The sequence below is a fragment of the Methanoregula sp. UBA64 genome (genome assembly GCF_002502735.1).
Classification (GTDB): domain Archaea; phylum Halobacteriota; class Methanomicrobia; order Methanomicrobiales; family Methanospirillaceae; genus Methanoregula.
Genome location: NZ_DAQC01000001.1, coordinates 132874 through 155549 on the forward strand (window position 1 = coordinate 132874; position 22676 = coordinate 155549).

The window sequence follows — 22676 nt, forward strand, 5'->3', positions numbered from 1 at the left end:
ACTCTTGACCGGGGGTTATAATATGTTTCGTACCGGGGCAGTTCTGGTGAGGGTAGCTGACGGGAAAGCAGTGTGGCATGTTCTTGCGTTAACAAAATGAGCCGGCTCCCCTCACGCCAGCCCAGCCCCCTACGGGTCGCGGGAGCGTTTGCGATGCCTCTGCAGTACCGGGAAGCAGAATGATCGGTTAATCGGGGTACAGGTTACAACACGCTCTATGGGGGATGCCCACGCTGGCAGAGGGCTTCCGCCCCAAAAGAGCGTCCTCATAGAACATGATGAAATTAAAAAAAAAACAATATCAGCCCTGCCGCCCGGCAATCATGTGATAGATCGGGATCGATCTCAGGTATTCCCGGTTGAACGACTTCTCCACCGAGAGCTCCACGTACTCCACCCGGTCGAGCACCGGGCGGATTGCTTCGCGTTCGTGCAGGGAGAGGAGCGCAAGCTTCGAGCCGCCGACCGCAGTCTCCCCGGCGAGCACGACCCGTTCTTCCGGTACCTGCGGGAGGAGTTCGAGCGCCATGGCATTTTTTATATTGATGTGCGTGCCAAAAGAGCCGGCGAGATAGACCCGGTCGAGGGTCTTTGGATCGATCCCGTACTTCTCCGCAAGGATCGTCCAGCCGGCCCGGAGCGAGCCTTTCGCAAGCAAAAATTCATTGATGTCCTTTTCTGTCACCGTGATGTCCCGGCCGGACTCGGTCTCCGTGCCCGGCGCCACCACAAAGACCGGCACCGAACCCTCCGGCTTTTTGATCCGGGGATGGGTGAGATCGGCAAACTTGCCGGTCTTTGTTATAATCCCGGCCGAGTAGAGTTCGGCCACGAGGTCGATTACCCCGCTCCCGCAGATCCCTTTTGGCTTTTTTCCTCCGATCGTGGTGTACGAGATACGCCCGTCGCGGATCGCAAACGTCTCGATCGCCCCGCCCACCGCTTTCATGCCGGAGCTGATCTGCGCTCCTTCAAACGAGGGCCCTGAAGGAGCGGAGCAGACCACGATCCTCTGCGAATTCCCGAGCATCAGCTCCGAGTTTGTCCCGATATCGATCACGAGACTGCACGCGGTTCGCTCGTAGATCCGGGTGAGCATCAGGTCCGCGACCGCGTCCGAGCCCACGTAGCCGGCAATGAGGGGAAGGCTCGTGACCTTTCCCTCGGGGCAGATCGAGAGCCCGATCTCCCGGGCCGGGACGCTGACCGGGGATTTGAGCGCCGGGAGGAAGGGGGAGATGCCGATGTACTTTGTATCGATCCCGAGAAGCAGGTGGTGCATCACGGTGTTCCCGTCAAAGACGCACTCGTAGATCCGGTCCGCGGGGATACCGGCGCCTTCGCACATCCGGGCCACAAGCGTGTTTATCGTCCCGACAACAAGGGACTGGAGTTTTTTTGTGTTCTCCGGCGCTTTTGCCGCAAACGTGATCCGCGAGACAATGTCCTCGCCGTACATCACCTGCGGGTTCTCGGCATGGTCCTGTGCAACGGTCTTCCCGGTCGCAAGGTTGAGGAGATGGCAGATGATCTTCGATGAGCCCACATCGATGGCAAGGCCGTACATCTCCTCTGTCGTATCGCCCGACTCGATCGCGACCGGCTCATCCTTCCAGAAGACCGCGGTCACCGTCCAGTCGCCGGCCCGGAGCGTTCCCGGGAGGTTTGCAAGGACCGGAAGGGGGATGCCGGACAGGTCGCGGCCGAGTGCCGCTGCGAGCCGTTCGAGATCGGGCGTGGTATCCGCAAGCGTTGGCCGGGGCAGGCTGCACGCGATCTTTTTTACCGCCGGGCCGAGCACCGCATGGCCTTCGAGCGCGGTTCCCGAGATCTCCCGGGCCTCGTTACGGCTTTCGGGCGGGACAAAGACGGTCGCTTTCCCGGCAAGCACCCGGGCCTGGCAGGCAAGCCGCATGCCGCCCGCGAGCTCCGCAGGGGTCAGGAGTTTTGTCTCCTTTTCCGTTACGGGCGAGAGGGTACCGTAGCTTTTTGTGATCTGCACCCGGCACTTCCCGCAGACCCCGACACCGCCGCACTCGCCCCGCAGCGCAATGCCTGCGCCCTGTGCGGTTTCAAGGATCGATTTTGGATTGTCCGTAACGGTTTTCCCGTCGGGCTCGAAGGTAAGCGTGACCGTATCCGCCATGGTACCACGGTTTTTTTAAAGCGTTACGTACTCCTTCATGCGGTACGCGTACCGGTACGAGGTGTCGATGGTAAAGACCGCGGGGAAGACATACGCGGAATCCTCGACCGGGCCGTAGAGCAAAAAGTCCGCGCCGAGGATCACGGGCATCAGGTTTGCGACAACGTCCGCGGAGCGCACCGCCTCTTTCCCGAGCAGGTTTTTGACCCCCGACCAGGTGGAGATCGCATTGTGGGCTGCACAGCCGCAGGGGTACCCGAACCGGTTCTTGATCAAAAGCGCCGCCTTCCCCGAGGGCGTGAGGCTCGGGACATCCATGACAAATGTATCGATGAGGATATTGGAGACGCCGAGCCCGTCGAGCCGCGGGGCAAGGTCGGCGACGACCGCGACACGGTCGGCACTGCTCGTGATCTTCTTGGTGTACGCTAAGAGGATCACGGATTTCGTCCCGTTCTTTTTGAGCGCCTCGTACTCCGCGTCTTTTGTCTCGATCGAGACCGAGTTGTAGATGATCCGGTCCTCTAACCCGGCCTCCTTTGCGTATTCGACCGCGGCGATCTTCACATCCACGCCCGGCGAATCGATCAGAAACGGCCGCTCGCTTGCGCCGGCAACAAAGTCTATGTATTTTTTGATTGCTTCAGGAGTCGAACCCACGATATCGAGGAGCGCCGGGCACCCGGTCTTGTCTGAGAGCTCGGCCTGCTGTTTGATCAATGCATCGGCCGCATCCTTGTCAAAAATCCCGGCCCGCTCGTTGCTTACGATCTTATGCCGGGAATAAAAGATGCTCCCGACAAGGACCGTGGGGGTCTCGCCCGGCTGTCCGCCGATCGCAACCCCGCCGATCTGGTATTTTTTCTGCCCGGCTTTAAAGAAAAACATGGGTAATGCACGCTTCCTGCTGCCGTAAACAGGGCAGCCGGTCTCTTAATTCTTCACATTCCCTGTAACGTGATAAATAGCTTCTGGAGAGGACAAGGGGCTGTTAAAAAGGCAGGGAACAATCAAGGGATTAGCAAGAGACGGGGATATTATCTTTATATGCCTGCATATACACCGGTATATTCCCCGGATGATCTCCATGAAATATATTGGCGGGTATAAAAGTGCTTCCCGACGACATGAAACTTTTCCCACGAGAGACGACGACAATGTGATCCGCCGTCTGGCAGAATCTGCGTATGACGATGAGCCCATAACTCCGGAAGAGATTACAGCAATCGAAGAAGGCATTGCAGATATCAAGGCCGGCCGTGTCCGCTCGCTTCCGGACGTTATGAAAGATCTGGGCGATGATAAAATAATCAAATCACGGACTTCGTGATTTCGAGAACCGGATCAAGTGATTTAGAACGCTTCTTTTAGGGCAGCCACCCTCTGCCAGCTACGGCATCCCCGGGCTGGCGATGCTGCCGTATTACAGGAATGCAGAAATGCACCCCATACCGGTAATACCGAGGCCTCGTTTACGCCCCCGCCCCCTTGGGGTAGGGCTGGCGTAAGGGGGGCTCGCATAAAAAAAAGGTTTGTTAAAAAAATAGGGTAATGTAATATTTCAGCCCCTAACGATAAGAAAGATTTACGGAGTGATTAAGAGCGAAAATTGCATGCCAAAATGTAATGCGAAAAAGTTCATCCGTTTTGAACCGGAAAATGCTGACGTTCCAGGGGCTTCGCCCCGCCGCTATGGCGCCCCATTTGCGATAGTGCTGTATTACCTGAATCGGGATTTTAGGTAATACAGAGGAATCGCTGCGCCCCCGCCCCCTCGGGGGCAGGGCTGGCGTAAGGGGGGGTGGATGATTGTGAAAAATAGATGCTAGGGGTTAGATTGGCACTTTACCCAAAAAATATTCGGTAGGACCAAAAAATTATTTCCGGCGCAGGAAAACCTCACCGATCAAAAAAAGCCCCAGCCCCGCCACAGCAAAAACCGGCGACATCCCGGCCTTCTGCGTCTGCGATGCCGTTGCATTCACCAGCGATCCGGCCGATGCATTGAATCCCCGCTGTCCTTCGAGCCATGCCGTTGCGTACGCGAGCTGAACGTCCTCGCCTGCCATTGCCCGGGCCACCGTGTCGCGGTCGAGCGGGACCCGGACGGTCGGCGCAACCCCGCCCACAAGCGAGGCATTGCTGTCGACCAGGATCGCGTAGTTCTCGTCAAGCGATGCCCCGGCCGGGAAGAGAATGTCAAAATCAAGCGGCATGATCGCCTGGAAGCCGTTTATCCCGTATGCCCCGTCCGTCCCGTACCAGGAGACAACCGCACCCCGGCCGGTTTTCGTGAGCATCATGGGCACGGCCTCGCCCGAGCTCATCGCATCCGGGGAGACCATCATGGCGACCGGGCCATTGTACCGGACCGGCTGCGGTTTTGACCATGTGGTAGTGAGGGGCACGGTCCGGCCGGTCCCGGGGTCATACATCGTAGCGTGCTCGAAAAAGACCGGCCGGTCCAGGTACCAGCCGGCCATGCAGGCCGCGAGGTTGTCTTCCCCGCCGCCGTTCCAGCGGAAGTCAAGCACAACGCCCGGTGAATTGTTCGCAATCGCGGCCTGCATGGCGGCCTTAAACGCCGGGTAGGCATCGTACGATTCCCCGAGGATCCGGATATACATGTATCCGTCGGGGAGTGTCCGGGAAGTCACGGTTGCATTCGCAATCTGCGGCGTGATACCGTTTAACGGGTCAGCGGCGCCGATATCGTTGATCTGCTTACCTACAAAGAAACTGCTTTTGATGAGACTGTCGTACGAGTCATTGTACGCCGTCAGGTTTACCGACCGGCTCTCGTATGTCGGGCCGCCGGTAAAGGTTACGGTTGCCGTTGTCCCCACCGGTGCCCGGGTCACCATCCGTTTCTGCTGGAGCCGCATCCCTTCGAGCGTGGAGGGTTTTTTGGTCGCCCAGATATACGGCGTTGCATTGATCGCATCGTGGATCTCCTTCCCGTTCCATGCTGTCACCATGTCGCCGGCTGCGATCCCGGCCTTCTCCGCTGCGCTGCCGTTTGCCACGTAACTTACGGTAACATCGCCCGAATCGAGCTGCACGAGCGCGAGCCCGAAGCCGCCGCCAATGTCCGCGTCCTTTGCCCCGTAATCACCGGACTCGGAGAACATATTCGCGTGCCCGTCGGGAATCGAAAACAGGTAGCCCCTGAGCGCCCGGAGGTACGCGGCCTTGTCATGGTGTGCCTCCGCATCGGCAATCGCCGGTTCCCAGGTTCGGTTGAGCGCATCGAAGTCCACATTGCGCCATTGGGTAAATGCGTACCGCTCCTTCATGAGACGGTTCAGCGAGATGAACGCCTGTGTCCACGAAAGGTTACGGTAATCGGCAACCGGCGTCATGTTTGCCGCGATCGGCGCGAACGTGGCATCCATCGCCGCGTTGTATGCCGTCTCGTTTCCTGCTTCAAAGAGGGCACACGGGTCGTCCCAGACCGTGCAGCTGGTACAGCCGGTCGCATCCGCTGACACCGGCTGCATGACGGTGAGAAGAAGGATCAGCAGGACAAGGCCGGGCAAGGCCCGGGCCGGCGATGCGATACGCGGGAACGACAGCGTGAACATAACCGGAAATTAGATCGCCTTTGAGTATAAGGGAACCGATGTATCCCGGGAAAAAAACTGCTCTGTAGAGATCATTTCCCCTCTGCCAAACAGCATTTGCGAGGGTGACCCCCTCTCTACCTAAAGAGGGGTAGGCAGCCCAAGGGGGCTGGCCCACTTGACCCATAACCCTGAAAAAAAATTATGTAGCATTTTATGCAGAGGTCTGATCCACGGGGCGAGCCCCGATGAGGCGGCGAGCGCCCGTGGCTCCATCGTTACAAAATTTCAGGATTTCTCCAGAGCCGGATGTCAAAAGAAAGATTACCTGTTGATATGCACGATCTTTGCGGGGGGGAAACCGTTGAAGTACGTGGACGAGGCAATCGAGTACGCCCCGATATTTTCCGAGTACACGAGATCGCCGATCTCGAGCTCGGGGAGCTCGGCCGAGAGGGTGATCGTATCAAACGCATCGCAGGTGGGCCCAAAGACCGCCGAGATCCGTGTCGGACCCTCTTTTGTTAAGGAGAGCACCGGGTAGGTACAGTGGTCGAAGACCTGCCCCGAGTACGTGTGGTACACGCCGTCGTTGATGTAGTAGCAGGGCTTGCCGTCGCGGTGGGCCTTGCCCACGACTTTTGCGACAAGCGTGCAGGCATTTGCGACAAGGAACCGGCCGGGTTCGGCAAGGATCTCCATGTCCGGGGGAAAGAGCCGGGCAAATTCCCCGTTGAGCTTTGCCGCAAGGTCGGCGAGCGGCCGGACATCCGGGTTGTACCGGACCGGGAAACCGCCGCCGATATCGAGTATCCGGATCTTTTGCCCAAGCCGGCTCTCGCACTCCTCGATGATATTTGCGGAAATCTCTAAGGCACTTACATAGTTCTCGAAGTTCGTACACTGGCTGCCCACGTGGAAGGAAAGGCCCTCGACCACGAGGCCGAGGTCAAAGGCCGCCTTGATGAGATCCACTGCCTCGCCCGGGTCTGCGCCGAACTTGGACGAGAGCTCGACCATGGAGCCGGTGTTTGGTACACGAAGGCGGAGCACGAGGCCGGCCTGCGGGGCGTGGGCCCGGATCTTTTTGAGCTCCTCGATATTGTCGAAGGTGACGAGGGGCTTGTACTGGTTGAGCTCCTCCAGGGTCTCGATCGGTTTTATCGTGTTCGCGTAGATGATCCGGTCCCAGATGAAGTCCTGGCGCTCTTTTGCCGGCATGTCTTTTATGAACTCGTGGACGATCATGAACTCGGGCATCGAGGCCACGTCGAAACTCGCGCCCTCGTCAAGGAGGGTTTTTACGATCGCCGGGTTCGAATTGGCTTTTACCGCAAAATAGACCTGGACTTTGGGCAGGTACTTCTTGAATTCCCGGTAATTTTCCCGGATCTTTGCATGGTCGATGATAAAAACAGGGGTCCCGTGCTCGCGGGCGAGCGTTTCCAAAAACTGACGACTTCCCCGGTCCTTCTGCGGGGCCGGGCGGTCGTTTCCGCACGATGGTGTAGTGGTGGTCACGTCACTTCCTCATGATCTACTGTTGGTACATGTGTGGATCATCTGACAAATAAGAAGTTTTTGAATTGCCAGACATCCTCGCGGTCGTAGTCGTTTTCAGGGTTCTCCTTGAAGTACACGGTCCGGTTCTTCAAAGGCGTCCAGTCCGAGGGGCCGGAATAAAATTCGCCGAGGTACGGCTTTGCGATGTTTAAGACATACTCGTGGGGGAGATCGTCCGGCAGGCAAAAGCCCATCTTCGGGTGCTCGATCATCCACATCACGGCCGAGACCACGCCGAGCGCAACCTGGATCGTGGTCGCGTTCTGGCCCGGCGCGAGCTTCTTTGCCTCGTCGATTGAGAGGATGCTTCCCGTCCACCAGGACTTGTACGGGTGGCCCATCAGGAGCGCTCCCAGGATATCCGCGCCGCTTGAAATTTCCCGGTCGTTCATGATCCGGAGCTTGGGCTGGAGCTCGTAGTTCCGTCCGCGGAGCTCGTGGAGCGAGGCGATCGTTGCATCGCAGGGGAGGTACGCGTAGTTCACGGTCGGGCGGTAGATTGCCTTGCCGTCTTTCCAGACCGTCCAGCGGTCGGAGATCCCGAACGCTTCGCCGTGCCGGATTACCATGCCCACGATCTCCTGCGAGGGCACAAAGGACCGGACCCAGGTGTTGATCCCCATGTGGGGGAGCATGATCGCGTTCTTCGGGCCCTCGGGCGGGACATGCGCATGGTCGGGCAGCGTTTTTTCGTGCGTGCCCCAGCCGATCTCGGCCGGCGCCGTGCCCTCTTCGAGCAGGCCCTCAATGCACCAGGTGCCCACAAACTCGTCCACTTTTTTGGGCGAGCGCGAGATCTGCGTGTCGCGCTCGGAGCAGTGGATCACCTTGATCCCGACTTCCATGGCAAGTTCGCCAAAGCGCTGTTCTCTGATGAGCTGCTCGAAGCGTTTTGGATCCGCTGCAATGCCGTCTGCAATCATCCGGTTTGCAATATCCACGAGGCCCTGCTTGGTCATGTGGGAGATAAGGCCCGGGTTTGCCCCGTGGTCCACGATACAGGTCGTCGAGCCCTTCCAGTCTTTCGTGAGCTCGCGGAGTTTCATCTGCCGGTAATACAGGGACTTCTCGTACGGGCTTGCCGTATAGCGCTCGCCTAAGGGGTCCCATGCCTCGACCGAGGTATTGACGTACAAAACATTGTGGTCGTGGCACCACTGGACGATCTCGCCGGCATCGATGTTCCATGCAAGATCGACAAGGAGGCCGCCGTCAGAGAGCGTTTCAGATAATATGGCGGGGAGATTTTCGGGTGAGATCCGGCGTTTTAAAAACCGGAGACCCCGGCTGGTATACGCTTTGAGATCCTGCGATTTATCTTTAAAATCGACAATCGTGATATTCTCCAAAGGTATATTGACATGCCGAAGCAGGATGGGGAGCGTGCACTTGGACACGGCACCATAACCGATGATAAGTACTTTGTTTTTAAAGTCCATCCTAACCCTCCCGGGTCAAATTTTAGTAAAAATTCTGCCGAATGTATCTTACGCGCTGTTACGTTATAAAAGATTGAGAAGATCCCCCTCGTTTTTCCCCCCGGGCCGGCAGTTACTTATTCTTCATTGTACGCCAAACCGGATAGGTATCAGGTGATCTCCTTTGTCAAAACGGGCAGTTGATCTGGTCTTTTCCGCAACCTACCTCTTAGTCGACCTCCGCATGATCCTGCGGGAGACGGCACCGGCGCACGAACTCTCCGAGAAACAAAAAGCAGATGCAGCCCGCCTGCTCGAAAACCTCGAACGGCAGGTTGCCGCCTTAAAGCAGGAGATGCTCTGAATGAAGTGCGGGGCGGGTATTGAGGCACGGCAGGTTAACGAACTCTCGATTAACATCGATCCGATCCAGGCCGGCGGGAAGCTCACGGGCGATGCGATAAAAGCGATCATTGCGTACGGGGACGGATACTCGGTCTGCGACAACTGCAGGAAACCCAACCGCCTCGACTGCATTGCAAAACCGCCGATTGCGCAGTTCCATAAAGAGGTGGCCGCGTGGCTCAACATGGACGACGCCCGGATGATGCCCGGCGCCCGGCGGGCGTTCCAGGCCGTTGCCCATACCTACGTAAAGCCCGGCGACCCGGTCCTGCTGACCTCCCTCTCGCACTACACGGAATTTCTCGCGGTCGAAGAGGCGGGCGGGATGCCGTGCGAGATCCCGGCGGATGCAGACCATAAGATCACGCCCGAAGCGGCCGCGGCAAAGATCGACGAGGTAAAAAAGAAGTTCGGGAGAGCGCCGGTCCTTGCATTGATCGACCATGTGGATTACCAGTACGGGAACCTGCACGATTTTTTTGGGATCGCAAAAGTTGCGCACGAATCTGACGTGCCCGTCCTCTACAACGGTGCGTACACGGTCGGGACCATGCCGGTGGACGGGAAAGCCCTTGGCGCGGATTTCGTGGTCGGCTCGGGCCACAAGAGCATGGCGGCCCCGGCCCCGTCCGGCGTCCTTGCGGTCACGGCCGAACGCGCCAAAGAAGTGTTCCGCACAACGCAGATCGAAGGCGACGTGACAAAGCGCCGGTTCGGGGTCAAGGAACCCGAGATGATGGGCTGCACGCTCATGGGCGCAACCCTTGTCGGCATGATGGCCTCGTTCCCGCACGTAAAAGAGCGGGTGAAGCACTTCGATGCGGAGCTTGAAAACAACCGGGTGGTGATGGAAGCCCTGCTCTCGATTACAGGAACAAAGATCCTCTCCGAGTACCCGCGCCGGCACACGCTCACCCGGGTCGATACCACCGGTTCGTTCGACACCATCGCGGAGGCCCACAAGAACAAGGGCTACTACTTCTCGTCCGCGTTAAACGACAAGGGGATCTTCGGCCTTATCCCCGGGGCAACCCGGGTCTGGAAGTTCAACACCTACGGGATCACCGGAAAGCAGGCCCGGTACCTTGCCGATGCGTTTGTCGCGGTGGCACAGGAGAACGGGCTTCCCGTACAGTAAACCGCATTTTCCTTTTTTTGACCTTCGGCTCTGGAGAAGTCCTGAAATTTTTGTAGCGATGGAGCCACGGGTGCCCGTCACCACCTCGGGGCTCACCCCCTTGGGCTGCCTTCCCTTGGGATCTCCCCTAGGCGCTGGGATAGGCAGGTAGGTTCCCGGACATGGGGTATTCCGGGCCCGGAATACCCCCCGATTATCCTCCTCTATTCCCAAACACGCACTCATCGATACAAAACACGCAGGAATTCGGGCTAAACCCGGATTTTTACGATGGAAGGAAATGCAGCTAATAGCACTCTTCCTGCGGCTTCGATCATAAATAGGGGTGCTCCGGTAGGTGGGGTCAAAAAGGATGAGATTGTACAGCGTTTGTGCACATACATTTTTGCAAAATGCCAAAAAGATTATACACTATGCACAATATATTGTGCATGTGGTCATATGAAACGCCAGACCCTTGTCATGGGCAGCATCATTGCTGTCCTGGTTATTGCCGTCATTATTGGTGTCGGCATGGTCAGCGGAAATTCGGTGTTCAAGCCGTTTATCTCCGTTGATCCGGTGAGCGATAAGAATACCGGCGATGTATTCACCATCACCGGAAAGACCAGTCTTCCTGAAGGTACTGAACTCCTGATAGAAGCCTACCCGGCATCGTTTAAAGATCAGACCGGGACCAGGAGCGGGGTATTTTCCGGTGCAACCGGAACCGTAACGGTCAGTCGGGGTTCCGGTATTGTCAACACATGGTCGTGGCCTCTTGATACCTCAAAACTGACTATCGGGGAATACCTTGTCAGCGTCTCGTCTGTCGCCGGGGATCTCTCGAAAGGGGATTTCGCCAAAGGGGATCTCTCGGCTTCGGCCACCTTCACCCTCCATGCGGCATCAGCGACAGGATCGGCCGGTCCATCCGCTACGGTGAGTACAGAGGCTAAAACCGGCATCGTGATCGATCCCATCCCCGACACGACCGCAGGGACTCCCCTTACTGTGACCGGTAAGACCAGCCTGCCTGTCGGAACGAAATTTTCCGTGAAAGTCATTCCTGCATCCACAAATATCGCAGCCATCGCCCGCAATCTGCAAAACCCGGAGAGTGCGGCCAGCACAACCGTTGTCAAAGGAGACGGGATAAACAACCGCTTCTCAGCAACGCTCGACACCAAAAACCTTACACCGGATGAACATATCCTCGTGGTCTCCCCCGCGGAGGATTATGGATCCGGCGCTGGTTCCGGTGACAGCGGTTGGACCGGTACTGCGCTCTTCAACATCCTTTACGGTACCGGCAGTACGCAATCACAGGGTACAAACAGCGCAGGGTACATCGCAGTGGATCCCATTCCCGGGAAGACCACCGGCGATCTCCTCATTGTTTCCGGTACCACGGACCTTGCGGCGGGAACAAGCCTGATGGTCAGTGTCGGGAATTTCGGCAGCAATGCCGTTGTAACTGCAGGCACCGGGGGAATAAACCGGTACTCCATGCCGGTTGACACCTCCTCGTTCAAACCCGGTACCCTGACCGTTAACGTTACCGAGATGATCGGGGACCCGGCAAAAGGGAATGATGTTCCGGGACCGGTCCATGGATTGACCACCTTTGTGCTGGGCGGATCCTTCCTGGGATCGGATACACCCGTACAGGTAACCCCGGCTGCCAGCGATTTCATTACCGTGAATAAGATCGGTGACCGGTCCATTGGCGACCAGTTCCTCATTACCGGGACCACCAGCCTTCCGGTGGGCACCAGCCTGCTCTGGCAGGTCATGCCGGATACGGGAACCGCTCCGATAGGCGTCAACAAGACAGCGATGGGTCTTGCGGGAGGCAACATGGTCACGAAAGGCAGCGGTACGACAAACCGGGTTTCGTTTGCCGCAGACATGAACCAGATGCCTGCCGGAAAGTGGGTAGTCCTTATGGGTGTCATGAAAGATGGCGAATTCGGGGTGGAAAATCCGATCGCTACCGCGTACTTTACCCTGAGTTAGGCCGGGTATGCACGCCACAAGAAGACACCCCTCCCATTTTTCCCGGAGACTGGCCCGCGGAAACAGGTCAGCACCCCAGGGTAAAAGCAGATCTACGCCGGCGATCCTGTCTGCCATACTCTCTAAAAAGATTCGCCGTATACTCTCGTGTGTGTTGAGAGGAGAATAACACACAAAATCCATTCAGGAGACTTCATGAAACTTCAGCAGAACTCCAAAATCAGGGTTGCAAGCCTCATTTTGATCGTCGCTTTCGCGACCATACTTATCGCCGGGTGTACAGATTCCGCATCCGCCAGGCAGAGCCAAACGGCTTCCACGAACAGTCCGCAGAACGGACAGGCGGCCGCGAGTACGACAATTCCTGCAAAGGCTACCGTACTACCGGCATCGCCCAAAACTACACAGCCTGCACTCACGCAGCCCCCTTCCGCAAAAACACTCTCGTTTGACCCCCTCGGTAACAAGAAGACCGGGGACAAATTTACCATAACGGGTACTACTGCACTTCCTGCAGGTACGAATCTGTTCTGGGAAATTATTCCGGATCCGGGAACGCCGCCAACCGGTGTCAACATAAACGCCCCGGTAGGTGTCATGGGAAACAGTTATGTGCTCAAGGGAAATGCCGCGGCAAACCGGGTATCTCTGGACGCTGACATGAACAACATGAAACCGGGGAAGTACGTTGTCATCGTGGCCTCCTTAAAAGGCGATCCCATGACCACCGATCCCTCCACCGGGACCCTTGCAGGGTATACGTACTTCACGCTGGTGTAGGCACCATGCATGCCATAAGGGGACACCCTTCAATTTTTTCCCGCAAAAAGGAGACCCGGGGAAAGATCAGCGCAACGACAAAGAACAGGATCAATGCCTGTCTTCTCGTCAGCGCTCACTAAGGTAAAGATTTGCCGATTTCTCTCATCTCTTGAAAAGATGAAAGTACCCTCAACCCTCTTTCAGAAAAGATCATGAAACCGCAACAGAATCCCGGTATCGGGTGTATCAGTTTGATCCTGCTCCTTGCCATTGCAGGCGTACTTATCGCAGGCTGTACGGATTCCTCGTCTCCCGGGCAGAACGGACAGGTATCTGTACCTCCCACAGTCACCCCGATAAGCGGAAAAACCAAGGGTCCGCTCACCACCGTCCCGGCATCCCCTACGCAGGATCGGTCCGGTCCATTCATTGCCATCAACCCTGTCGGTGAAAAAAAGATCGGGGATGTCCTTGTAATCTCCGGGACAACTAGCCTGCCGGAGAAGACCCCGGTATATCTCAGTTGGACGGTGAATTCCGGTGGGAAAAAGAGCATATCCAACAAGCCGGTCCTCCCCGGTGTGAACGGGACCGGCCATTTCAGGTTCGTATTCGATACAACCGGGTTTAAGCCCGGGATCTATACTACGACCGTTACAACCGGGAAAAACGGGATATCTGGATCCGTACAGTTCTCCCTTACCGGGACATACCTTGGTACCGATACCCCCGTCTATTACTCCGGAGCAACCGCCGGATCTTCCGGTGCACCGGCCATCACCCTCCGGCCCATCGGCGATCATGCGCAGGGGGATGTCATCCAAATAACGGGCACCACAACCCTTCGCGAAGGAACACTCATCATCTATGAGATCTATCCGGACTATTTCGAAAATGCGGTGAAACGGTCCGCCTCTTCAGCCGCCACGCCATCAGGGATAAGCGGGGATACTCTTGTCATTAAGGGGACGGGAAACACCAACACGTGGTCCTGTGCCATAGATACCGAAGGCTATGAAAAGACGCAGTACATCGTCAATGTCTCGACGATGAACGAGAACGGCCAGAAATCCGGGATCTTTGGTTCGGCGCATTTTACCCTAACGTAAGGGACGGGAAAAAGGCAGGGGAGTAAAAAAGCCAAAAAAATTTATCAGGATGCACAATATATTTTGCATGTGGCCCCTATGAAAAAGAAATATTTCACGTACGCCGGAATCGTCGCCGCACTGATCCTCCTTGGTATGTTCGTTTCCATCTGCCTGAGCACCTATCCCTTCCCGTTCCTGCCGCCATCTGCCACCATAGATCCTGTTACCAATACAAGCGTGGACGAAAACAACATGCTGATCCTGACCGGGACCACCACCCTCTCCTGGTATGCCAATATGTCTGTCACGCTCTCATCATGCCCCTTGCCGGGCAACTGCACCGGCGGGACATCATCATGGGACGAGGCCACGATCATACCGGTGGCGGACGGGGGGCGGAACCGCTGGAGGAGCGAATTCGACCTCTCCAGCCACACCCCGGCAGACTACCAGATCACTGTTGCCACATATTCGTCTGGCAGTAATTATTCCCTGATACAGGGTGCGCCCATTGCAACCGGGCGTTTCACCCTCGGGGATGACAATGCCGGCCCGGAAGCAATCCATAAACGAAGTCCTGTCGTGCAGCCCTATATCAGGACTAATCCTTTAATGCAGGCAGGAAACACCCTCATAATTACCGGAATTACCAGCCTTGCACCGGCCACCCCGATTGCCTGGGACCTGCATACCGTGACAAACATAACCGCCGCAAGTCCCGGGGAATCACAGGGAACCACTGTTGTCATTGAAGGAACAGAGGGAGTAAACCGGTGGTCCATAGCAATCAACAACGGTACGCCGGGACCGGGGCAGTACCAGATCGTCATCAGCGGGAATCCGGCAGCGGATGCTTCACCGACGGGCGCTGTTTCCACGAGCCTGAACTTCGCTGTTCCCCTGAACACGGGCATATCAGGGAACACAACCGGAAAACCGCCGGGTTCTCTGCACTACATTGCAATCGACACGCTTCCCGACCTTCATGCAGACGGTGTCTATGTTATTACCGGGACCACCAGTCTTCCTGCTGGGCAGGGACTTATGATGAATGTCTATCCCGCTGCCTTTGAAAACGGCTCGTATAATTTCTCCGTTAACGCACGGGACACCGGCCCGAACGCAACCTTTTCGGAAACCGAGGTCGGAGTATTCTCGGGGGCCTCGGGAGGGACCCTGGTTGTAAACGGGACCGGCGGGGAAAACCTCTGGTCGTTTGACCTTGCGACCTACAAGTTCGCACCCGGGGTATACCTGATAAATGTCAGCAACGATGATTTCGACACAACGACCATGACCAGAAAGTACGGCGATCTCTTTAGTGCAAGGGCGGTCCCCGTTTACGGGAATTCATCATGAAGCGCTTCACGTACCTTGCTTGCTCCCTCGCCGTCTCCATCCTCGTGGCGGCAATGATCGGGTGGTCGATAGCCGCCGGGAATTTCCTTGTCCCGGTCATCGCTATACCGCTCGGGGTTATTGTCATTGTTGCCTGCCGGCGGAACGTGCAAGAGGCGATGGGCGACGAGCGGATGAACAAGGTCCGCTCGGTTGCCGCACTCCGGACCCTTGAAATAATTGTTATTGCAGGGGCCATTGCCGCCGTCATTCTCTCTTCGTTTGTTTTCAGCAGTACGCTCAGTCCGAAAATAACGGGGAGCGTCTTTACCAACGATAACGGGACCACCTCCCTTGTGATGCACCTGTATAAACCCGGGAGTCCGGAAACACCCGAAAACATGATCCGTACCATCACCATTAAGGACATCAATTCCATGAACGAGGTTGACGCAATGGAGTACAGCCAGTTCAGGAATATGGCATTCCAGGAAAATGAAGAGAAGGGCCTGGTTGGAATGACTATCGGTTGTGTGCTGGCCGCCCTGCTCGTTACATACGGTGCGTTTTATCTGTATTATAACAAAAAGTACTGAACTTCAGATATGAAAAACCGGATCAAAGTACTCCGCGCAGAGCGGGACATGACGCAGGAGCAGCTCGCCGAGCTTGTCGGAGTGACCCGGAATACGATCATCTCCATGGAGAAAGGGAAGTACTGCCCTTCGATAAAGCTAGGGTTCCGTATCGCACATGTCTTCGGTGTTGGGATAACCGATGTTTTCACCTATGAAGAAGACAAGGACGGGCCATCCGCAGACCGTGATGAAGAGGATTAATCCGACCTAACCGGGACAGGATTGTCTGATTGAAAGAAAAGGTATCTTTACCTTTAAAAAAAACCGGGGGCCGTTATTGAACATTTGTAAAATATGTTCGTAAAGACCAGACAGGAGATCGGAAATGATTTGTTTTGTTTTTAGTACTTTCAACACCACTGCTTTTATCACAAGGCACGGGAAAAGGTGAACATAAATCATGCCGGCCCCAGCACAAAGGCGCCGGCCGCGGGGGAAATGTGCCATGCTCAAAAATGTCATCAGCCCGAAGAACCGGATCGACACAAAGACCTTTGAGAAGAAGATCGCCCCGTTAAAGGAGCGTCTCGGGATCCTCCAGCGCTCCCTGCACGACGCGGGGATCCCGGTCGTTGTCGTGATGGAGGGCTGGGATGCGGCCGGGATCACCCGGTCCACGAAGATGGTAATAGACTCGCTCGACCCCCGGGGATTCACCCTCCACACCATCGAGCAGCCTACCGACAACGAACGGGTCCGGCCGTTCCTGTGGCGGTTCTGGGTACGGACCCCGCAGAAAGGGAGGATCGCAATCTTTGCACGGAGCTGGTACAGCAGGGCGATCTCTGCCGAGATGCAGAAAGCGAGCTGGACAAAATCGCTCAAAGGAAGGACCATTGCCATCAACAACTTCGAACGCCAGCTCTCCGATGACGGCGCCGTGATCGTCAAGTTCTTTTTGCACATTGAAAAAGAGGAGCAGAAACGGCGGTTCATCGCCCGCGAGCACGACCCCTTAAAAGCATGGCTCGTGACCCCGGCGCTCTGGGAGATCCACAAGAGCTACGAGCTCTCGCTTCCCGTGATCGACCATTTCCTGGAAAAGACCGATACAAAATCCGCCCCCTGGCACGTGCTCGATGCAACAGACGAGAACTTTGCCGTGCTTAAGATCTACACGGCCCTTGAGGCTGCGCTCGAAAAGGCCCTTTTGGTAAAATCGGGAGAAAAACCGGCAAAACTTCCCGACCCGCTCCTCCCGGAGAAACGGCCGGTGAAACGCAGTGCCGGGAATTATAAAGACGGGAAGAGCTGCACCCGCGAGGAATGCCAGCCGGCCCTCGATGCCCTCCAGGAAGAGATGATCCGGGTCCAGGGTCTCCTTTTCAAGCGCAAAATCCCGCTCATCATCGTGTACGAGGGCTGGGATGCGGCAGGAAAAGGTGGCAACATCACCCGGCTTGCCCGGTACATGAACCCGCGCGGGTACGATGTGATCCCCACGTCCGCGCCCGGTGCAACGGAAAAGAGCCACCACTATCTCTGGCGCTTTGTACGGAATTTCCCGCAGGCCGGCCATATCGCGATCTTCGACCGGAGCTGGTACGGCCGGGTGCTCGTGGAACGCGTGGAGAACTTCTGCACGAAGAACGAATGGCAGCGGGCCTACCGCGAGATAAACGAGATGGAGGCGGACTATGTCTATTCGAGCGGCGGGGGGATCATCAAGTTCTGGCTGGAGATCACAAAAGACGAGCAGCTCCGGCGCTTCGAGCAGCGGGAGGACGATCCCTTAAAGCAGTGGAAGATAACCGACGAGGACTGGCGCAACCGGGAGAAGTGGGACCTGTACGACAAGGCAGTCGACGAGATGCTCGCCCGGACCAGCACGAAGATTGCCCCCTGGACGGTGATCGGCTCGGAAGACAAGTGGCCGGCCCGGATCCGTACCATCGAGAAGGTCACATCGTACTGCCGGGACCTGCTGGAATAATTTTTTTATTCTTTTTAGAGGATCTTCCCGTTCTCTGCGTTCACGTACTCAACCGAGGCAAGCACCTGATCGAGCAGGCCGGCGATGTCCAGCTTTTCCTCGGCCTCGCGCACGGCCTCTGCGGTCGCCGCGGTTGCCGGCATCTTCGGCACAGCCCGGCAGGCAAGGTCGCCCTGTTTCCCAAGGAACGTTCCGATTTTTCTCGCGAGGTCCACGGTCTCGGCCTTGTCGTACGTGATGAGCGGCCGGAGCACCGGGACGGGCGTGACATCGGAGATCACCGCGAGGTTAGCGAGCGTCTGGGACGCGACCTGCCCGAGGTTCTCGCCCGTGAGGATCGCGGCTGCGCCATCGTTTAACGCGAGCCGGGCGGCAAGCCGGATCATGAAGCGCTTGCAAAGGACACAGCGGAGCCGGGGCGGGATCTTCTCCTGCTGCATGGCGTCATAGAATGCCTCGGCGTTTACAATCGTCATGGACACGGGCTCCTGCGGGCACCAGAGCGAGAGCCGGCAGAGGTTTTCTGTTGCCGTTGCCTTTACATCGGCACCCGCCCAGCGGCCGCCGTCAACATGGACAAACGAAACTTCGCAGCCGCGTTTCATGGCAAGCCATGCGGCAACCGGCGAATCGATCCCTGAAGAGAGGAGCGCGAGCGCTTTTCCCTGGGACCCCCAGGGGAGCCCGCCCTGGCCCGGGAACCGTTCGTCGTACACTATCCCGCCGCACTCGCGCATCTCGACAAAGATCTCGTACTCCGGGTTCGTGAGGTCGACGGTCAGGCCGGGGACCGCATCGTAGATGGCCGAGCCCACGTACTCGCCGAGCTCCTGGCTGTTCATGCCGGTCTTGTACTGCCGTTTTGCCCGGACCGCAAACGTGCAGGGCGGTTGGAGATGCTTTTTTGCCAAGGCAAGAGCCGCATCCCGGACCGCGTCCGGTTCGGCTGCAACAAGCGTGCAGATGCTCGTGTCCACAACGCCAAAAACCCGTGAGACGATCCGTGCGGCCTCGTCCGGCCGGTCGGTAAAGAGGAAGATCCGGCCCCGGGGGCTCTCGGATCGCGAGTCGATGCCGGCAGATTTGAGCGCCTGCCGGATATTCCTGAGCAGCAGGCCGATGAAATGGTATTTTACCGGATCGCTCTTTAAGAAGAGCTCGCCGTACCGGACCATCACGATGGTCTTTGTCCCGCTGGTTTCTGCTGCCATGGATGTACCCGGATACTTTCTCGGTCAAGGGTGATAACCGTTGGCGGTGGCGGCTCGGATAGTTATGGCGCTCTTTTAAGCGCTCCGCACAAACGAATCGATCACGACTTTTGCCGGTTTTTCATCGCTGACATAGACGAACTCGAGCTCGTTGCCGGAGACAATCGTGCCAAAATCGTACCCGGTGTCGGACTGCACGACCGTAACATGCTTCCCGTCGCGGCCGATGACGCCCGCGATATGCCGGACCGAGACGCTGCCGTTTGTCTCCACCACAGAGATCGCGCCGTCAAAGATCCGGCCCTGCTGGGTGGTGATGTTCAGGGAGATGGTATTGTTGGCGGCGATGTACCCGATGCCTTCGATATATCCCGCAAGCGAACCGTTCCAGGTGCCGGTAAGGTTGGGGACCGCGGTTGCGGCAGGCGGTGCCGTGTCCGGCGCGGTGCAGCCTGCACATGCTGCGGATACGAGGACCAAAAGAAAAACGGGCAGCAGTTTCATGTACCTCTTTTTTGTCGCTGGTACGGTATAAGGATGTACCAGGCTGCTTTTTGGTACCGGTCCGGATCCAAAATAACGGCCAGCCCTCCTTTGTTCTCCCCGTAATAACGAAATCCTTTAATCAGGAGAGAGAATAGTGTAATGAAATGGCGAAAAAGGCGAGCAAAAAAGTTGAAGAAGAGCCGATGAAACTCTTCTACATCTTCTATAACCAGGAACGCTGGGACAACTGGTTAAAGTCTCTGAGCGAGGCAAGTTTCGAGGCCGACCCGAAAAGCGACGAGATGCCCGAAGGATTCCGGGTGCTGGACAGTTTCTCGGTGGACATCACGCTTGCGGTGCTCAAGATCGTAAAACTCTATCAGAACAAGAGGTTCTCAAAAGAAGAGTCTCTTGACAAGCTCGCGCAGGTCGAGGCGATTGTCATGGCCGCCGCACCTGCGGGCGATCTCGAAGAGATCGTCGAGATTTTGCAGCTCCCCAAACTCGCCCTCTTTGCGTCCTGCCGGCGCTACCTTGACGGGGAATTCGACAAGGACATCAAGACGCAGGTGAAAAAGGGCCGCGAGGTCATCGAGAAGGACATGGAGCAGGCGCTCGATATTGCCTCGAACATCGGCGCTGCAGTGATCGACGGCGCTGCCTGCTGCGGGAAGTACGTGAAAGACGATCTCGAAAACCCGACCCTCTTTGACGAGTGGCTCATCGAATGCGAGCGGATGCACGAGGCAATGGATTCGCTTGAGAAGTTTGACGAGTCTACCGGAGAAGACGAGTGATCGCAGACCGGGCCCGGTTCCGCCACGCTAAAAAGATCGAACGGCTTTGTGGCTACCGGGTCCCCGAGTTCGCCTTTTCCCCGGTGATGCTCGAGACCATCACCTCCCGATTCAATTATGATGCGCTCGATTTTGCCATCCGCGACCAGCTCCTCCGGTTCTTCGACGATTTCCTGCGCTGCAAGTGCAAGAACTCTCCGTTATGCGGCTGCCCCGAGAAGAAGTTTGCCAAAAAAGTGATCGAGCTGCGCGAGAACGGGCTCGACCACCGCCAGATTGCAGCCTATCTTTCGGACGAGTACGGGATCGAAGTGTTTCCCGCGGACATCCTCTCGTTCCTGGAAGAGTCCGTGCATGTGCTCGAAGCAATCGCGGATGTTTCCCGGCTCCAGGGCGAGGGCGGACTGGAGAAAAAGACCGTGGAGCATATCCGGCTGATTGAGCGGTAAAGGGGCCGTAACTTTTCTTCGGGATTTTAATTTTTACTAAATTTTTCGTTGTAAATCGAATTCGTTTTGGAGTTTTCCCCTCGCATATCCTCGTTTATGTAACAAGAGCGAGCACTCGCCCCCCGACCCCCTCGCGCTCGACGGGTGGCACAGCTACACCCGTCTCGCTAGGGGGCGTTCGTAGGAGAAGTCTGGGGACTGAATTATCTGGCAGGCGCGATCCGGTCCCGCACCCTCCATGGGAAATCGGTTATATCATGACCGGGAAACAACAGGGTACAGGGAATTCCCATGAGCTCTGCCGGGCAATACGTCACTGATGAGAACGGAAACAAGGTTGCCATCATCCTCCCGCTCACCGAATACGAGCACATGAAAGAGGATCTTCACGATCTTGCCATGGTGGCTGAACGGCGGGATGAAGGAACCATCAGCCTTGCCGAATTAAAAAAACGTGTGATGTGAGCGGGGATTAATGAGTCCATACACGCTCTCTTTTAAAAACAGCGTGGAGAAAGACTGCCGGAAAATTCCAAAAGACCTGCTGCCGAATATTTTTGAGCACGTGGAAAATCTTTCAATAAACCCGCTACCGCACGATGCGATCAAACTGGCCGGTGCGGATTCGCTGTACCGGATCCGGGTCGGGGAATACCGGGTTATCTACCGGGTGTTGCACGAGTCCCGTGAAGTAATCGTGCAATATATCCGACACAGGAGCGTGGCATACCGGGGAGTATAACCCCCCGGTATATAGTGCATTTTCCTCTGTGTTTTCTTCCACATCTTACCTGTCACGGGTAACGAACCTGTCACGGATCAGGTGACCTGTATGAGGGAGCCCCAAAACCGGTCACGAAAGACAGGCCTTCTTTTCATTTTGCTGTGCCATAGTATGATCCGGACAGAGATCCGCCTCCCAAAAGCGTACATTAGCGTTTCAGGAAAGCCCGATTTACCCGGAAATCCGGCAATCCGGGGACAATGCCGCTAAATCCGGAAATTTTGTGTAAAACTGCACCGGTTTTGTGCACTTTTTTACACCCGGGCCGATCAGCCGGGTAAAAAAAGCCCCCCTCACCTCCGACGGAGACGCCCTCTTGCAACAGCCCGGGAGATCCTATAGTATTTTGTACGTCCCGGACCCTTTCCCGAACTCCACAGACTTACGTCAGAAAAAGCAGGATCTTCTCGGGTGCCCTTTAAAAGCTCCCTATCTTCGTTCTGTACGATCTGCGTCCGCTGGCACATTTTAAAAAAATACGGCCAAAATAACGCTGCTATCTGTTACCTCTCTCTTTACGAGGTAAAAATGCGGTCCGGACCCCGAATTATTACCCTTTTTTCGCGAATTATTACCTCCCGTCCGAAAAAAACAGGTAATCCGGGTTCATTTCGCGCCCGGAAAAGGGCAGGTCCGATTGCAGGATCTCCACTCACTTTACCGATCTAGCCCCGGGAGATACGATCCCCTAAGTAAAACCAAGCCCAAATCGGCCCCGGATTCCCGTTTCCTGATCCTCCACCTTCCCGGAAACCCCCGCAACTCGCCCCGATGCGGTTCGCGTGGAAAACCGTCTTAAATTGAGCCCCGTTTGCCGAAATACGCCCGCTTTCGATGCCCGATAACGGGTCACCATGGGCCTGCAACAGGGATGATTTTTGCCACATACAATTGCCCGTGCGACCCTGGGATCGGCCAAAAGAACGCGGCTATATGCGCCGGACGGATTTGGGGAT

21 protein-coding genes are annotated in these 22676 nt (G+C 56.6%); 14 read left to right on the top strand and 7 right to left on the bottom strand.

The features are described 5' to 3' along the window. Positions 1–301: 301 nt before the first annotated feature. Entirely contained in the window at positions 302–2146 is a 1845-nt protein-coding gene (locus BP758_RS00615; RefSeq protein ID WP_292367688.1) for an ASKHA domain-containing protein, read from the bottom strand. 15 nt (positions 2147–2161) lie between these two features. Then, on the bottom strand, positions 2162–3034 hold the full coding sequence (locus tag BP758_RS00620) for a tetrahydromethanopterin S-methyltransferase subunit H family protein (RefSeq protein WP_292367690.1): 873 nt from the start codon (positions 3032–3034) through the stop codon (positions 2162–2164). 199 nt (positions 3035–3233) lie between these two features. Here BP758_RS00620 and BP758_RS00625 point away from each other — a divergent pair, with 199 nt between their 5' ends. Then, positions 3234–3476, top strand: a complete 243-nt coding sequence (locus tag BP758_RS00625) for a hypothetical protein (RefSeq protein ID WP_292367692.1) — start codon at positions 3234–3236, stop codon at positions 3474–3476. 547 nt (positions 3477–4023) lie between these two features. Here the strand turns inward: BP758_RS00625 and BP758_RS00630 are convergent. From BP758_RS00630 to BP758_RS00640, 3 genes are all read right to left on the bottom strand, one after another. Then, on the bottom strand, positions 4024–5730 hold the full coding sequence (locus BP758_RS00630; RefSeq protein WP_292367694.1) for a S41 family peptidase: 1707 nt from the start codon (positions 5728–5730) through the stop codon (positions 4024–4026). Positions 5731–6033: 303 nt separating this feature from the next. Continuing rightward, positions 6034–7230: a type III PLP-dependent enzyme gene (locus BP758_RS00635; RefSeq protein ID WP_292367696.1), complete on the bottom strand. Its 1197-nt coding sequence runs from the start codon at positions 7228–7230 to the stop codon at positions 6034–6036. Positions 7231–7268: 38 nt separating this feature from the next. Next, positions 7269–8711 carry a saccharopine dehydrogenase NADP-binding domain-containing protein gene (locus BP758_RS00640; RefSeq protein ID WP_292367698.1) on the bottom strand — a complete coding sequence of 481 codons (1443 nt, stop codon included), beginning with the start codon at positions 8709–8711 and terminating at the stop codon, positions 7269–7271. Between the two features lie 163 nt (positions 8712–8874). Between BP758_RS00640 and BP758_RS00645 the strand changes: the two genes are divergently transcribed. The 9 genes from BP758_RS00645 to pap all read left to right on the top strand — a co-directional run bounded on the left by BP758_RS00645 (position 8875) and on the right by pap (position 17993). Continuing rightward, positions 8875–9054 (top strand): hypothetical protein, encoded by a 180-nt coding sequence (locus BP758_RS00645; protein ID WP_292367700.1) that lies wholly within the window; start codon positions 8875–8877, stop codon positions 9052–9054. Further along, positions 9055–10233: an O-phospho-L-seryl-tRNA:Cys-tRNA synthase gene (pscS, locus tag BP758_RS00650; protein ID WP_292367702.1), complete on the top strand. Its 1179-nt coding sequence runs from the start codon at positions 9055–9057 to the stop codon at positions 10231–10233. A gap of 441 nt (positions 10234–10674) precedes the next feature. Further along, a complete protein-coding gene (locus BP758_RS00655) occupies positions 10675–12231 on the top strand; it encodes a hypothetical protein (RefSeq protein WP_292367704.1) in 1557 nt (518 codons plus the stop codon). 195 nt (positions 12232–12426) lie between these two features. Continuing rightward, positions 12427–13011 (top strand): hypothetical protein, encoded by a 585-nt coding sequence (locus BP758_RS00660; RefSeq protein WP_292367706.1) that lies wholly within the window; start codon positions 12427–12429, stop codon positions 13009–13011. A gap of 194 nt (positions 13012–13205) precedes the next feature. Then, positions 13206–14102: a hypothetical protein gene (locus BP758_RS00665; RefSeq protein ID WP_292367708.1), complete on the top strand. Its 897-nt coding sequence runs from the start codon at positions 13206–13208 to the stop codon at positions 14100–14102. A gap of 78 nt (positions 14103–14180) precedes the next feature. Beyond that, positions 14181–15443, top strand: coding sequence for a hypothetical protein (locus BP758_RS00670; RefSeq protein ID WP_292367710.1), 1263 nt, complete (start codon positions 14181–14183; stop codon positions 15441–15443). Next, complete coding sequence (locus BP758_RS00675) at positions 15440–16018, top strand: DUF2178 domain-containing protein (protein WP_292367711.1); 579 nt, start codon at positions 15440–15442, stop codon at positions 16016–16018. The genes BP758_RS00670 and BP758_RS00675 overlap by 4 nt, the downstream gene beginning before the upstream one ends. A gap of 9 nt (positions 16019–16027) precedes the next feature. Beyond that, positions 16028–16261: a helix-turn-helix transcriptional regulator gene (locus tag BP758_RS00680; RefSeq protein WP_292367713.1), complete on the top strand. Its 234-nt coding sequence runs from the start codon at positions 16028–16030 to the stop codon at positions 16259–16261. 199 nt (positions 16262–16460) lie between these two features. Further along, a complete protein-coding gene (gene pap, locus BP758_RS00685) occupies positions 16461–17993 on the top strand; it encodes a polyphosphate:AMP phosphotransferase (protein ID WP_292367715.1) in 1533 nt (510 codons plus the stop codon). A 14-nt stretch (positions 17994–18007) separates the two neighbouring features. On the opposite strand, the gene thiI is transcribed toward pap, so the two are convergent. Together thiI and BP758_RS00695 are read right to left on the bottom strand one after the other, a co-directional pair. After that, the gene (gene thiI, locus BP758_RS00690; protein ID WP_292367717.1) at positions 18008–19204 is read right to left on the bottom strand and encodes a tRNA uracil 4-sulfurtransferase ThiI; all 1197 of its coding nucleotides are present in this window, start codon (positions 19202–19204) and stop codon (positions 18008–18010) included. A gap of 75 nt (positions 19205–19279) precedes the next feature. Then, the gene (locus BP758_RS00695) at positions 19280–19708 is read right to left on the bottom strand and encodes a hypothetical protein (protein ID WP_292367719.1); all 429 of its coding nucleotides are present in this window, start codon (positions 19706–19708) and stop codon (positions 19280–19282) included. Between the two features lie 146 nt (positions 19709–19854). Here BP758_RS00695 and BP758_RS00700 point away from each other — a divergent pair, with 146 nt between their 5' ends. From BP758_RS00700 to BP758_RS00715, 4 genes are all read left to right on the top strand, one after another. Next, entirely contained in the window at positions 19855–20487 is a 633-nt protein-coding gene (locus BP758_RS00700) for a DUF2150 family protein (protein ID WP_292367721.1), read from the top strand. Continuing rightward, positions 20484–20936 (top strand): DUF5814 domain-containing protein, encoded by a 453-nt coding sequence (locus BP758_RS00705; RefSeq protein WP_292367723.1) that lies wholly within the window; start codon positions 20484–20486, stop codon positions 20934–20936. Before BP758_RS00700 ends, BP758_RS00705 begins: the two co-directional genes overlap by 4 nt. A 291-nt stretch (positions 20937–21227) precedes the next feature. Beyond that, on the top strand, positions 21228–21401 hold the full coding sequence (locus tag BP758_RS00710; RefSeq protein ID WP_292367725.1) for a type II toxin-antitoxin system Phd/YefM family antitoxin: 174 nt from the start codon (positions 21228–21230) through the stop codon (positions 21399–21401). 10 nt (positions 21402–21411) lie between these two features. Then, positions 21412–21678 (top strand): type II toxin-antitoxin system RelE family toxin, encoded by a 267-nt coding sequence (locus BP758_RS00715; RefSeq protein ID WP_292367727.1) that lies wholly within the window; start codon positions 21412–21414, stop codon positions 21676–21678. Positions 21679–22676: the final 998 nt, after the last annotated feature.